Origin of the sequence: Parapedobacter brassicae (genome assembly GCF_051400755.1) — a bacterium.
In the GTDB taxonomy this organism is placed as follows: Bacteria; Bacteroidota; Bacteroidia; order Sphingobacteriales; family Sphingobacteriaceae; genus Parapedobacter.
In genome coordinates this window covers 284,740-298,392 of sequence record NZ_JBLFFL010000001.1, presented here as the reverse complement: position 1 = coordinate 298,392, position 13,653 = coordinate 284,740, and the positions used below count along the sequence as shown (strand labels likewise).

Below are 13,653 nucleotides of genomic sequence, written 5' to 3'. Positions count from 1 at the left end.
AGACAATTCTATTTTAACTACGCAGAAAACCAACCACTTTATCCACCAACACATCGGCGATTTTAAAATAACTCTCCACACTCCATCCGGCCACGTGCGGGCTCAGCATAATCTTTTCGTGGGTGATCAAGGGTGCAAACCAAGGCTGTTTGGCCAGGTCGGGGAATTTCTCGACCGGGAGGACATCAAAAGCGGCTCCTAGGACACGGCCTTCATCCAAGGCCTTCAGCACGGCAGGGATGTTGACAATTTCGCCGCGGGCTCCGTTGAGAAAGAAAATCGGCTTACGGAAATGGAAGAGGTACTCATCATCGATCAGGCCACGTGTTTCATGGGTGAGGGGGATGTGGAGGCTCAGCACATCGGCCCGCCGCACGACTTCTTCCATGCTCACTTCGGTGGCGTATACATCGCTGAAGCCTGTTTTATATTTGTCATAGGCAATGACGCTGACACCGAAACCCGATAGTTTGCGGGCCATGGCCTGCCCATTGTTGCCATAGCCGATAAGGGCAACTGTGCGCCCACCCAATTCCAGTCCGCGGTTTTTCTCCCGCAACCAAAGCCCGTTTTTGACTTCAAGGTTGGCACGATTGAGGTTATTCATCAACGATAACAACATGCCTATTAAGTGCTCGCCGACGGCGTCGCGATTGCCCTCCGGCGCGTTGAGCAGCGTGATCCCTTTTTCCAGCGCATAAGCTTCGTCGATATTGTCCATGCCTGCACCGCCGCGGGCGATGAATCTCAGGCCCGGAGCAGCATCCAGGAATGGTGCATCGACCCTAAACTTGGATCGGATGACCAGCCCGGTGTATTGGGAGATGATGCCCAGTGTTTCTTCTTTTCCGATAGCGGGTTGGTAGTCAAAAGGGATGCGATTTGCCTGGAGTTTCTCCATGAAGATGGGATGGATATCATCCACGATGAGCAATTTGGTCATGAGTTTCCTTGTATTTTTTGAGCGATATCGTTGGTCAGCTGAATGAAATCGGCCACAGATAGCCGCTCCGCGCGAAGATCATAAACGGGATTGTCACCTAATTTGTCCTTGGGCACTACTGAGGCCAGTGCATTCCGCAGGGTCTTGCGCCGTTGGTTGAAGGCCGCTTTCACCACGCGCCAAAACAATGTTTCGTCACAGGCGAGTATTTCGGTGGCATTGCGGGTGAGCCGGATGACGCCTGAAAGTACTTTTGGCGGTGGATTGAAGGCCCCGGCTTTTACCGTAAACAGGTATTCGACGCGGTAATAGGCCTGAATGAATACGCTCAGAATGCCATATGCCTTGCTGCCCGGCTGCGCAGCGCAGCGCTCGGCCACCTCTTTTTGAAACATGCCCACGACTTCGACCACGCGATGGCGTTCATCGAGTATTTTGAATAGGATCTGGGAAGAGATGTTGTAGGGGAAATTGCCGATGATGGCCAGTTTACCGCTGAAATGTGCGGAAAAATCCAACTGCAGAAAATCGCCGTGGATGAGCTGATGGCCTACCTGCGGATACTGCCGCCGCAGAAACTGAATCGATTCATCGTCGACGTCGATGAGCCAGGTTTGGTAGCTGTCTGTCCGCAGCAGGTAATCCGAAAGAATGCCCATACCCGGACCGACCTCCAATACGGTATCGTAACCCAATTGCGGACGCAATGCGTCGACGATTTTGGCGGCGGTATGTTTATCTGTAAGAAAATGCTGGCCAAGGTGTTTTTTGGCGCGGACACTGCTCATCGATGACGTAGATTTTGGGCAAAGATAGTTTTTTTGTTGCTTTGTAAAGGGATGTGGATGAGGTTTTGGGCAGGAAAGAAATTGCGCAGTGATGGGGCTGCTGCGCAAATTGTTTTGAGTGCATCCGCTAAAATTCATACTTTTGGTTGCCGAAGCATAAAGAAGGCAGACATGAGCGATAAACTGAAAATAGGAATTTCCATCGGTGACGTAAACGGTATTGGTTTAGAAGTGATCATCAAGACATTGCTGGATAACCGGATACTCGAATATTTCACACCCATCGTTTATGGAAATACCAAGGTTGCTTCATTCCATCGCAAGGCCTTGGGCATCAATGATTTTAGTTTTAATGTGGTCAACACGGCGGATCAGGCACACAGCAAACGCCCCAACATGATCAATAGCTGGCAGGAGGACGTGAAGATCACCTTGGGCGAAGAAAATGAAATCGGGGGCAAGTATGCCTTTCTATCATTGAAACACGCGGTAGACGATTTGGTAGCAGGCAAGATCGACGCGCTGGTGACCGCACCGATCAATAAACATAATATCCAACAGGAAGGATTTGATTTTCCAGGGCATACCGAGTACTTGCAGTCGAGGACGGCAAGCGGCGACGTGCTGATGTTTATGATCAGCGATGAACTGCGGATAGGGGTGGTCACCGGACACATTCCGGTGAAGGATGTTGCACCCAAACTCACGACCGAAGCCATTGTATCCAAATTGGCGTTAATGAACGCGAGCCTAAAAAAGGATTTCTGGATCCAAAAGCCGAAAATCGCCGTATTGGGATTGAATCCGCACGCCGGCGACAATGGGCTTATCGGCACGGAGGAGCAGGAGATCGTCATTCCGGCCATTGAACAGGCTAAAGCGGCCGGTATTTTTTGTTTTGGACCCTATCCGGCGGATGGTTTCTTCGCCTCAGACACCTATACGAAGTTTGATGCCGTGCTGGCCATGTATCATGATCAAGGACTAATCCCCTTTAAGCATATCGCTTCGCGTAGCGGCGTCAACTACACAGCGGGCCTGCCAGTGGTGCGTACCTCTCCAGACCATGGTACCGGCTACGACATCGCAGGGAAAAATGTGGCATCGGAGGCGTCTTTCCGCGAGGCGATATTTGCGGCCATTCACATCGTAGCGCGCCGTCAGGAGCACGAAGTGTTATCGTCAAATCCGTTGGTCACCAAACGCTTGGCTCGGGATAGGGATTAATTTTGGGCGATGCCGGAAACCATGAACGAATTTTTGCAACACCCTATATTTGAGTTGTTATGCGATGTCGCCGGGGAAGCCCAGGTGGACTGCTACGTGGTGGGCGGCTATGTGCGGGATCGGATCATGGGGCGCGACTTCAAAAATGACGTCGACATCGTCGTGATCGGGAGCGGCATCGATTTCGCCACGCGCGTCGGCGCGCGGGTAGGGGCCAATGTATCCGTTTTCAAGAACTTCGGCACCGCCATGCTGGTGCACGACTCGCTTCAGATCGAATTCGTCGGCGCTCGCAAGGAATCTTACCGGACGGACTCGCGCAAACCCATCGTGGAAGATGGTAGTTTGGAAGATGACCAAAACCGACGGGATTTTACGATCAATGCCATGGCCCTGTCGCTCAATAAACGTGATTTCGGTCGGCTGCTCGATCCGTTCAATGGGCTTGGTGATATCCGGCACCGGATTATCCGTACGCCGCTGAATCCGGCGGAAACCTTTTCCGACGATCCGCTGCGCATGATGCGGGCCATTCGGTTTGCGACGCAGCTGCATTTCAAGATCGATGTGCCGGCTATCAAGGCAATAAGTGCCAACCGCGAGCGGATACAGATCATCTCCAGGGAACGGATCATCGATGAATTGAATAAGATTGTGCTGGCGGATAAGCCTTCCGTCGGTTTCAACTATTTATTTGATACGGGGCTGCTGCACCTGATTTTCCCGGCAATGACGCATCTCCATGGTGTCGACGTGATCGAAGGGAAGGGGCATAAGGATAATTTTTACCATACACTGGAGGTATTGGACAATGTGGCCGAACAGAGCGATGATCTTTGGCTCCGCTGGGCGGCGATCATGCACGACATTGCCAAACCTGCGACCAAGCGCTTTGATAAGCAGCATGGCTGGACCTTCCATGGCCATGAAGATAAAGGCGCTAGGATGGTGCCCAAATTGTTCGCCGAGCTGAAGTTGCCCCTTAATGAGAAAATGAAGTTTGTGCAAAAGCTGGTGTTGCTGCACCTGCGGCCCATTGTGTTGGCACAGGACATCGTGACCGATTCTGCGGTAAGGCGATTGCTCTTTGAAGCCGGAGACGATATCGACAGCCTGATGATGCTCTGCCATGCCGATGTGACCACCAAAAACGAATACAAACGGAAGAAATACCGGCAAAACTTTGAGTTAGTCAAACAAAAACTCAAAGATGTAGAAGAACGGGATCAAATCCGGAACTGGCAACCCCCGGTGACGGGTGAAGACATCATGGCCGCTTTTGATCTCAAACCGGGGAGAGCGGTCGGTGTCATTAAAAATGCGATCCGTGAGGCCATATTGGAAGGTGAAATCCCGAATACGAGAGAGGAGGCCTACCGGTTTATGCTCAAAAGAGGAACGGAAATGGGGCTTAAAGCGGCACGCCGTTAGCAGTATGAATTGAGGTATGTACTTCGAACTTCGTATTTATTTTCGGATATTCGCATAAAATTAACGTCAACAACAATAAAAGGAGTGCCATGGCTATTTACCGTTTTAGGATTTCGTTCGAGGATTATGACGATGTGATTCGGGAAATCGATGTGTTGCCCAAACAAACATTTTGGGATTTGCACAAGGCCCTGCATGTGGCTACGGGGTACAATCCTGAGGTGCCGTCATCGTTTTATGTGAGCAATGATTTTTGGAAGAAGGGGAGTGAGATCGCTTACCTGCCGGATGAACGAAAGAGGGAGCGTGGCGTGGCATTAATGGAAGAGGCTAAGTTGAATAAGTTTGTCGATGATCCGCACCAGAAATTCTATTATGTCTATGACTTCGACCATCCGTTCGATTTCCATGTGCAACTGATCAAGATCTTGAAGGAAGAGGAGGGCAAGGTATATCCTGCATTGTTCAAAAGCGTGGGACAGGCACCGAAGCTGCCCGGCTCAACGGTGGTGCCTGCCGAGACGGTCGCTAAGAAGGAGGAAGACTATGATTTTCTTCAGGAGACCGAATACGGCATCAATGAAGAGGAAGATTTCGATTTGTTGGACGAGGAAGAACAACCTGAGGAGAGCAAGGACGAAGGCAACGGCCGGTTAGAAGAAGATTTTTAGTTGAGCTCGTGGCAAAGACATTGGTCTGCGTTGTTGGTCCTACGGGCATCGGTAAGACGGCGGTAGCGATTCAACTGGCGCAACGGTTCCACACGGTCATTCTCTCGGCTGATTCCCGGCAGTTTTACCGGGAGATGACCATCGGCACAGCCAAGCCGTCGAAACAGGAACTGGCGGCTGCAACCCATTATTTCATCGATTCCCACACGATTACGGATGATTATTCTGCCGGAGATTTTGAGCGCGATGCATTGGCACTGCTGGCAAAGTTATTCGCGCAGCATGATCTTGTCATCATGGCGGGAGGATCGGGGTTGTTTGTCGATGCCGTGTGCCGCGGGTTAGACGAGCTGCCGAAGCCACTGCCCGGCGTGCGCGATCGGTTGAACGGTCTGTATGAAACGCAGGGACTGGAGCCCCTCCAGCAACTGTTGAAGCAGGTCGACCCATCGTATTACGAGGAAGTCGATATCCAGAACCCCCAACGCGTCATCCGTGCCCTTGAAGTATATGAGAGTGCCGGTATGCCGTTTTCCCGTTTTCGGAAAAAAGCGGTAAATACACGCCCTTTCGATGTACTCAAGATTGGATTGGATACCGATCGGGAAACGCTGTATCAACGCATCAACAGCCGCGTAGATGCCATGGTAGAAGCCGGCTTATTGGAGGAAGTGAAGTCGCTATTGCCCTATCGGGATAAACCGCCTTTGCAAACCGTCGGCTATGCAGAAGGATTTGACTACCTTGATGGCCACTGTACTTGGCAACAAGCCGTGGATAAAATCAAGCAAAATACCCGAAGGTATGCCAAGCGGCAACTCACCTGGTTCAGGAAAGACACGAAAACCCACTGGTTGCGCCCGGAAGCCGTAGCAGACATGCTATCCTTAATCGCAGCGCATACCGGTGTTAATCCACGATGACATTCCACCCAAACTCGTCTTCGATGCGGCCGTAGCGCAAGTCGTTGAGGTATCGGAGCACCTTATTCGAAAACTCCTGTTTGGCCGGATCGGGCAATGTATAGATTTTCCCTTCATGACCGATTTCCGAGATCGGCGTGAGTGTGGCGGCAGTCCCTGCGGCAAACGCCTCGGTAACCGTGCCCTGCTCGATGCCGTCGACCAACTCCTTCACGGATACCTTCCGTTCTTCCGTTTGATAGCCCCAATGGTTGGCAATTTCGATGATGGTACGACGCGTGATGCCGTGCAATATGGTGTCCGCAGAAGGTGTGATGATGGTATCGCCCACACGGAACAGCAGGTTGGCAGTACCAGCCTCTTCCACATATTTATGCTCATTGGCATCGGTCCACATCAGTTGATCGAAGCCTTCCTCTTGGGCCAGCCGCGTTGGATGGAGCGAAAGGGCATAGTTGCCCGCATTCTTGGAAAAGCCGACACCGCCTTCGGCAGCACGGGTAAAATGAGTTTCGACCTTCAGGCGAAGCGGCTTGCTGTAATAGCTGCCAACCGGTCCGGTGATGATGATAAACTTGTAAGAGTCGGAGGGGTGTACGCCCAAAGCGGCTTCGGTGGCAAACATGAACGGACGGATGTATAAAGACGCCCCCGTTATATCAGGCACCCAATGGCGATCGAGATCAAGCAACGTCTTGAGTCCGCCGATGAAGATTTCTTCCGGTACTGCGGGCATTTCCAGCCTTAGTGCCGATTTATTGAAACGCTCGAGGTTTTTATCCGGGCGGAACATGCTCACCGTGCCGTTGGCAAACTTATACGCCTTCATTCCCTCGAAAATAGCCTGTCCGTAGTGCAACGCGGAAGTAGAAGGGCTCAGTGACAGATTGCCATAAGGCATAATGCTCACCTCTCCCCAATGCCCATCGGTATAATCGGCCACCAGCATGTGGTCTGAAAAGAGTTGACCAAATTTCAGGTTGTTAAAATCGACTTGAGGGAGTCTTGACTGTTGCGTTTGCTCCACCCGAATGGCTGTTGTTGCTGCCTCGTTCATAGCTGAAAATTCTTAGGTGTGCAAGTTAGGAAAAAAAGCGGATTGGACGAAAGGATTTTACGCCAATCCGCTTGGTATGTTATTCCGTTTGATCGTCTATGGTAGCTTCGGGAGCGTTGCGCTTCACAGACTCAATTCCCTTGTCGCGGCCAGAGGTGGATTCATACATCTCGCTGCTGCCGACAACCTGGCCGTTTCTTGCCTTCAAGTTGAAGAAATGCTTGCCGTTTTTGGATTCTTTCCGCTCATAGCGGTTTTCATCTGCTGCATTTTTGCGTACAGATTCGATGCCCTTTTCGCAAGAAGATTTAGCGGCATAGCCCTCGCTTGCGAGAATGACCTCTCCATTGCCTGCCTTCAAATTGAATTGGAATTCCCCATTTGTTCGTTTCGAAATGACAAATTTTCCCATGATTTAATAATTTTTAGTGTACATTTAATTGATAACGGTTGTTTGTATGGGCTAATATAAGTAACTGACTATTAAATTACAATTAAATTTTAAATACCACCCAGCTCCTTTAACAGCTCCTGTACGGCACGTTCTAATTGCGGATCACTGTTTTCCAGCCGGTCCACGAACGTATTGGTTACATTGATATCAGGGGATACACCGGTCAACTCCAGATCGTCACCCTCCAGCGTGTAGCAACCCCAGGCCGGTACCCGGTACATCGAGCCATCCACGAGACCTTTTGCCGAGGTGAAGATAATCCACCTGTAGGTCTCCGTACCGATGATTGTCCCCAGCTTCAGCGCCTTGAATCCGGCCGCGGTCATCTCCGCGTCGCTCAATGACTGCTCGTTTACCAGCAACACGATGGGTTTGCCTGACGGCGCAAAGTTACTCTGCGGCGAACGTTTGCCGCCACGGTATTGCCACTGCAGATACGGTCGTTGAGACAGGAAGCGCAGCACCTCGTCGTGCACGTTGCCACCCGTATTATAGCGGAGGTCGAGGATAATTGCATCTTTATTGTTTTCCTGCTCCACCATATCCAGCAGAAACCGCTCAAGTTCATCGCCACCCATGTTTTTCATGTAGGAATAGGCGATGTGATTTTTCCCGAGGGAATCCACCCGGCGGCGGTTGCCTTTGATCCATTCGTCATATAGTTGGTCGCGTAGCGCAGCAGCGCTTTGCGGACGCACCTTAGCCGTGATTTCTTTTCCACCCCGATCAAGCGTAAGCACCATTTCCTCCGCCAGCGATGGGCGCGTGAAGTAATAGTCGCGGTCTAGCTTAGCATCGACGCGTTGTCCATCGACGGCGATCAACACATCTCCAGGTTGGATGCCGGTATCCTTGCGGGAGGCATTGCTATTCGCCACGATGTGATCAATCCGATAGGGATGGTCATTGTCAAAGACGATGCCCGTTTCGTTGGTTGTATAGGTGAGATTTTTCCGCTCTTCGGAGCCTCCGGAACTGAAACCGAGGTGCGATGAGTTGAGTTCACCCAGCATATCATTCAAGAGTATGCGGAGATCGGTCCGGCTATTGAGATCGGGTAGGTAAGCTGCATAGCGTTCTTTGACGCCTTTCCAGTCTACCCCGTGAAAACTGCCGTCGTAGTAATTTTCTTCGAGGCCTGCCCATGCCTCATAGAACATCTGCTTGAATTCGTTTTCGAGATTACGCCGGAATTTGAAGGCGATGTCGACCTTTTCCAGTTTATTGCCATCGATATTGTATTTCTGGATCGTACCCCCCGATAGCGCGAAGAATTTCCCGCCTACCTCGACGAGGTTGCCCGCGCCGCCATCGACCACCTTTTCGGTTTTGTTGTCTTCAAAGGGTTGGAGCACGGTTCGGTATAAGGCGCCTTTTCCGCCCTCATGGTTGGAATAATAGAATACATAGGTTTTTTCACCTTTTTTGAATAGCGATGTGCCTGCCTGTGTGCCGAAAGCCGGACTGACGCGCGTGATGCGGTCGAGCAACCCCTGTGTATTGATGACAATGGGTTTGATGCTGTCGTTTTTGGTGCTGTCCTGCTTGCCATTTTCTTTCGCTTTGTCATCCTTTTTCTCCTCCTTTTTCTCCTCAAAAAGTTCATCAAATTTGTCCATACGGTAAGGTTCGTCAACATTGTCGAGCCCCATACGGTAAATGCCGGCGTCACGCATGCCGGTGGGGTAAGATGGCTTGGTACGGTTGCTGGCGAAATAGATATACTTTCCATCTGGCGACCATGTTGGGGAAGCTTCCGAAACACCGGTGTTGGTGAGGTTAATGGTCTGTTTCCTTCCGAGGTGGTGCACGAAGATGTCCTGCTCAAAATTGCGGTAAGCTGTGAAGAGCACGTATTCCCCATCGGGCGAAAAGGATGGCTTCGAGTTTTGGAAGGCCCAGACTTCATCTTTCACCACGGTCGTGCTCTTCAGCGAAGGGAGATCGAAGATGCGCACCTCGTCACGGCCGCTGAGGTATACCGCTTTTTTGCGGTCCGGACTCAGGGCGATATCCCGGTTGTTGCGCAGGTCGGCGGTAAGCTGCTTGGCGGTGCCATTGCCATCGGCGGCAACGGTAAACCAGTTGAGGTAACCCGCGTAGGTCTGGTTGAAAAGCAAGGTCTTATTGTCGGCAAGCCACTTAACTTCCATGGCGCGCTCACCGGATGACGGCACCTGCCGGATGAACTTGCCCTCGACATCGCTGACGAACAACTCGCCGCGTGAGACAAACGCCAGCTTTTTGCCATCGGGAGATACGTCGAAATAGTTGATGTTTTCTTTGACATCAAATTCCTGCTGCTTACTCAATACCAGGTTGCGGTTGACAGTAATGGCCGGTTGTGCAGTCTTCTTGCTGGTCACGTCGTATACATACAGCTGATAGTCCCGCTCAAACACCACCCGCTCGCCATTGGCTGATACAACCGGGCGTTTGATCGATGTAGCGAAGCGTGTGAGGGTAGTTTTCTGACCGTTTACAAACGTATATAAGTTATATTCACCGTTGGCTTCATCAGAGGCGAAGTATATATTGCCCCGCCGGTCTACGCTCGACCAAAAGTCTTTGCCCTCGTAGTCCGTATACTGTTTAAATGCACGGGTAGCCGGATGGTAAGACAGGATGTCCGGATTGAATGCTCCCTTGTAGCGCTTGCGGTTGGCGGCCAAGTAGCTTTCCCACGTATCGTTGAACAGCAGTTCGCCGTTTGGCGCTTCCACGACACCATGGATGGTATTGAAGAAATGGGGGAACAGGCGTTTGGCGGTGCCCCCATTGACATTGACCGAATAGCTGCTGAATCGGTTGTACCTGCCGGACGTAAAATAGATGGTCTGGCTATCCCAGCTCCAGCTGTCTACCTCGTCTGCAGCGTCATGGAAGGTAAGCTGGCGGATATCACCACCTTCCAGCGGCATCACATAAACGTCGTTGTTGCCGAATTGATTGGCAGAGAACGAAAGCCACTTTCCGTCGGGTGAAATGCGCGGTGCAACCTCGTCGCCCGGCATGGCCGTAAGCCGCAGGGCCTGGCCACCGTCAGTAGCGACTTTCCATAAGTCACCTTCGTATGCAAAGACCAATACCTGTCCATCGGGGCTCAGGGCAGGATGAGAAAGAAAGGTAGGAGCATGCTGTGCAAAGGCGGGAAGGGCGAGGAACGACATCGCCGCAGCCAGGTAGGAACGAACTGTGATCATCTATATGTCTAATTTAGAATTAAGTGGGAGGCAAGATAAAAAAAAGAAGTGGCAATAATCACTGGTTTTGTCGCATATACCCCTGTTAAATGGCGCAACACACCGATATCAGGTGAGCAGCAATAGCGTTATCTTTGTATAGCGACATTTTCATCCGGTTATGCCGGCAATGTTTAACTATTAAATTTTTACGATCATGGAACGAATGCAATTCAGTATAACCATCGATGCCTCGACGGCAAAGGTGTATGACACAATGCTCGGCAAAGAAACATTCAAACAATGGACGGCGGTATTCAACCCGTCATCCGACTTCGAGGGAGGTGGGATGGAAGGGAGTTGGGAGAAAGGGGCCAAGATTTTATTTGTGGGGATAAGCAAGGAAGGGAAAAAGGAAGGGATGGTAGGCCGGATCAATGAAAACATCCCTAATCAATTCGTCTCCATTGAATATACGGGCCTACTTGATGGGGATCAGGAAATCACGGAGGGCCCTGCCACCGAAGGCTGGGTTGGTTCGTTCGAAAATTACACCTTTGAAGAGCAAGACGGGGCAACGCAGGTAACCGTCGATATCGATGTACACGACAGCATGGTCGATTATTTCAAGCAGACGTATCCGAAGGCGCTAGAAAAGCTCAAGGAGATCTGCGAAGCATGACGCGCATGTGCTGAATGCGTGGTGCATCCTCGAGCGTAACCCCGTCCGTACCTGCTCCCTGACGGCGTCCTGACGGCTGCGGGTAGCTTTGCCATCTGCTTGCTGTCCGCGACGTGTTTAGGAGCTGCCGTTCAGGCATATATGCGGGTTACAAGGATTACAACGAAATGCTCATGGCACGGCCACCACGCTCCATATTCTATGAGGAGGAGAACATCTACCAGAAAGTCATGACCACCTACCCGGTAGGATTATATCCCGGTGCCGCCTAAAATCTCGAGTTCCTGACCTTTGGTCGGCTGCCCATCCAAAATCGGCATAGCTTTCACGATCAGCTCCCTCACGCCTTCGACTTTTAGGGAATTGTCATGGTCATCTTTGCTATCCCAGATTTCCGTAACATATACCGAATGGCTATCATCCTCATCCCGACCGATAACATAAAGCCTGCAGCCTTTGGCAGTTGAAACAAGTTTCGAGGCTTCCAGCAGTATCGCGGCAAGTTCGTCTGATTTTCCCGCTTGGGCGTTCATTTTTCCGTGGAGTAGATACATGGTTTTCGCATTAAGTTAGAATTCCGATTCATGCATATAAAACTAAAGAAAACTTTCGAAATGCAATTCTCAAAAAAGCAGATAGCCAACTATAAATTAGTAGGATAAACGCTTAACAGATTTGCTGAAAGACTAATTAAACAATTATCCGGCACTCTTCCCTAAAAGGGTTAGCTATAGCAAGAAAGCCGATGAGTGTCGAACCACGAGGATAAGTTCACTGTTTTTGTATATATCTTATTTTCAGCAAATTATAACAAAAAAGAAAAAAAGTATTCCAAAACTTGGGCTGGATTATGCCCCTTTTTCCACTTTAATAGAGGCAAATTGTCAAATGTCGAACTTTTTGGCCGATTACGAAGCCATACTAAATGCAAAGACCCTCTCGAGATAGCAAGAATTCCAATTAAGCTCAGGTTTCATTGTGATAATTTAATTTTACCTTGAATCACCATTTCCATTGCTGTTCACAATGAAACCCTGAATCCTTTTAAAGATTTTTCTTCGATTGCAGCGGCTTCATCATCAGAAAATTGCGAATTATGTCCACAGTTCAGCCGTCGGTACCAGTCAGATAATCTTCTTCTTTCGGAAATGGTCAGTTCCTGTTCACCGACTTTAGCAATAATTGCAGCAATATCTATTGGTATTTTCACGTTACCTATCCAAGCCCTTGTCGGTTAACCATTGTGACATCAGGTCCGCTATTTCTATGTTGTTAAGATCTGAAAAGGGGAAATGCGTGTTACCGTGAATACCGATTTCTGGTAAGTGTACAACGGTGACATCGCCACCGTTACGGTTTACCGCATCCCGCCATAGCTTGGCCATTTCAAGCCTCGCACGCCAGCCATCCGCTCCCGGATTGGGATCAGGTTTAGTCGGTATAAAGTCCCCGTAGTAGATGACAATTGGAATCTTCGTCAGTTTCAAAAATTCTTCCTTGGAAATACCAACGGCCTCCAGTGAACCTGCCGAACTTGTTATCGGTTCGGGAACTTCTCCCTCCGGAAATACGAAACCGCTTCCCGGCTCGTAGCATACGATGGCTTTTACATCGGGGTTTTTGATAGCGGTGAGCCAGCCCATGCCGCCGGAATGTGAATGCGTGACAAGTATTGCCGAACCGATTTTTGAAAACAGGGCCGAAACAGCACTGACATTGACATCTATATCGATCGGGCCGACGTTGGGGGTCATGGAACGGAAATATTGATTGAGCGTTTCGGGGTCTTTTGAGAATTGCACCCCGGGGAAATAATCCGGCCATATCCCAACCCGGAACGTGCCGAACCATTCCTGTTCATCCGGAACGGGTTTGATCATACCTTCCACGGTACTACGACCTGCGTTTCCCCGCCTTGGCTGGTCCATCAGATAAACCCCAAACCCTCTTCTTAAAAAAATATGCTGGAAACCTTCCCGTCCATCGGGAGTAGTCTCCCATGTTTTGGAGAACTGGCCGATACCATGCCAGAACACCAACGGTAGCTTTTTTGCATTTACGGGGATTTGGTAGAACAAATAGGCATGGTCACCATGAAAGGTCTGGCCTTCCGGAGTACGTTTAACCGGATCGTAAGTACCCGGGTTTGTAATGACGGTGCCACCCACGGTAAAACTCCCCTGTTCGGCAATCACCAAGGGTTCTTTCTTTTCTCGGCCCTGCCCGAAGGTGTCATTTACACCAATCGCCGATAGAGCCAATACCAGAAAAAAGGGTATCCTGATCATATTGCTA

The 13,653-nt window shown here is 50.3% G+C and carries 13 protein-coding genes; 5 read left to right on the top strand and 8 right to left on the bottom strand.

What is annotated here, in order from left to right; translation table 11 throughout:
• Positions 1 to 13: 13 nt before the first annotated feature.
• A complete protein-coding gene (locus ACMGDE_RS01345; protein ID WP_436830949.1) occupies positions 14 to 943 on the bottom strand; it encodes an NAD(P)-dependent oxidoreductase in 930 nt (309 codons plus the stop codon).
• Positions 940 to 1,731, bottom strand: coding sequence for a 16S rRNA (adenine(1518)-N(6)/adenine(1519)-N(6))-dimethyltransferase RsmA (rsmA, locus tag ACMGDE_RS01340; RefSeq protein WP_436830948.1), 792 nt, complete (start codon positions 1,729 to 1,731; stop codon positions 940 to 942). The genes ACMGDE_RS01345 and rsmA overlap by 4 nt, the downstream gene beginning before the upstream one ends.
• Positions 1,732 to 1,902: 171 nt before the next feature.
• Here rsmA and pdxA point away from each other — a divergent pair, with 171 nt between their 5' ends.
• The 4 genes from pdxA to miaA all read left to right on the top strand — a co-directional run bounded on the left by pdxA (position 1,903) and on the right by miaA (position 5,983).
• Positions 1,903 to 2,958 (top strand): 4-hydroxythreonine-4-phosphate dehydrogenase PdxA, encoded by a 1,056-nt coding sequence (pdxA, locus tag ACMGDE_RS01335; RefSeq protein WP_436830947.1) that lies wholly within the window; start codon positions 1,903 to 1,905, stop codon positions 2,956 to 2,958.
• Positions 2,959 to 2,979: 21 nt separating this feature from the next.
• Positions 2,980 to 4,389 carry a CCA tRNA nucleotidyltransferase gene (locus ACMGDE_RS01330; protein WP_436830946.1) on the top strand — a complete coding sequence of 470 codons (1,410 nt, stop codon included), beginning with the start codon at positions 2,980 to 2,982 and terminating at the stop codon, positions 4,387 to 4,389.
• Positions 4,390 to 4,478: 89 nt separating this feature from the next.
• Complete coding sequence (locus ACMGDE_RS01325) at positions 4,479 to 5,060, top strand: IS1096 element passenger TnpR family protein (protein WP_436830945.1); 582 nt, start codon at positions 4,479 to 4,481, stop codon at positions 5,058 to 5,060.
• A gap of 8 nt (positions 5,061 to 5,068) precedes the next feature.
• Entirely contained in the window at positions 5,069 to 5,983 is a 915-nt protein-coding gene (gene miaA / locus ACMGDE_RS01320) for a tRNA (adenosine(37)-N6)-dimethylallyltransferase MiaA (RefSeq protein WP_436830944.1), read from the top strand.
• Here the strand turns inward: miaA and ACMGDE_RS01315 are convergent.
• The 3 genes from ACMGDE_RS01315 to ACMGDE_RS01305 form a co-directional block, all read right to left on the bottom strand.
• Entirely contained in the window at positions 5,970 to 7,040 is a 1,071-nt protein-coding gene (locus tag ACMGDE_RS01315; RefSeq protein ID WP_436830943.1) for a branched-chain amino acid aminotransferase, read from the bottom strand. The two genes, miaA and ACMGDE_RS01315, sit on opposite strands and share 14 nt — an antisense overlap.
• Positions 7,041 to 7,119: 79 nt before the next feature.
• Positions 7,120 to 7,452 carry a YegP family protein gene (locus ACMGDE_RS01310; RefSeq protein ID WP_436830942.1) on the bottom strand — a complete coding sequence of 111 codons (333 nt, stop codon included), beginning with the start codon at positions 7,450 to 7,452 and terminating at the stop codon, positions 7,120 to 7,122.
• A gap of 89 nt (positions 7,453 to 7,541) precedes the next feature.
• Positions 7,542 to 10,697, bottom strand: coding sequence for a S41 family peptidase (locus tag ACMGDE_RS01305; RefSeq protein ID WP_436830941.1), 3,156 nt, complete (start codon positions 10,695 to 10,697; stop codon positions 7,542 to 7,544).
• A 196-nt stretch (positions 10,698 to 10,893) separates the two neighbouring features.
• On the opposite strand from ACMGDE_RS01305, the gene ACMGDE_RS01300 reads away from it, so the two are divergent.
• Positions 10,894 to 11,358, top strand: a complete 465-nt coding sequence (locus ACMGDE_RS01300; RefSeq protein WP_436830940.1) for an SRPBCC family protein — start codon at positions 10,894 to 10,896, stop codon at positions 11,356 to 11,358.
• Between the two features lie 251 nt (positions 11,359 to 11,609).
• On the opposite strand, the gene ACMGDE_RS01295 is transcribed toward ACMGDE_RS01300, so the two are convergent.
• The 3 genes from ACMGDE_RS01295 to ACMGDE_RS01285 all read right to left on the bottom strand — a co-directional run bounded on the left by ACMGDE_RS01295 (position 11,610) and on the right by ACMGDE_RS01285 (position 13,646).
• On the bottom strand, positions 11,610 to 11,912 hold the full coding sequence (locus ACMGDE_RS01295; protein ID WP_436830939.1) for a putative quinol monooxygenase: 303 nt from the start codon (positions 11,910 to 11,912) through the stop codon (positions 11,610 to 11,612).
• Positions 11,913 to 12,379: 467 nt separating this feature from the next.
• Positions 12,380 to 12,568, bottom strand: coding sequence for a hypothetical protein (locus ACMGDE_RS01290; RefSeq protein ID WP_436830938.1), 189 nt, complete (start codon positions 12,566 to 12,568; stop codon positions 12,380 to 12,382).
• Position 12,569: 1 nt separating this feature from the next.
• A complete protein-coding gene (locus tag ACMGDE_RS01285; RefSeq protein ID WP_436830937.1) occupies positions 12,570 to 13,646 on the bottom strand; it encodes an alpha/beta hydrolase in 1,077 nt (358 codons plus the stop codon).
• Positions 13,647 to 13,653 lie beyond the last annotated feature (7 nt).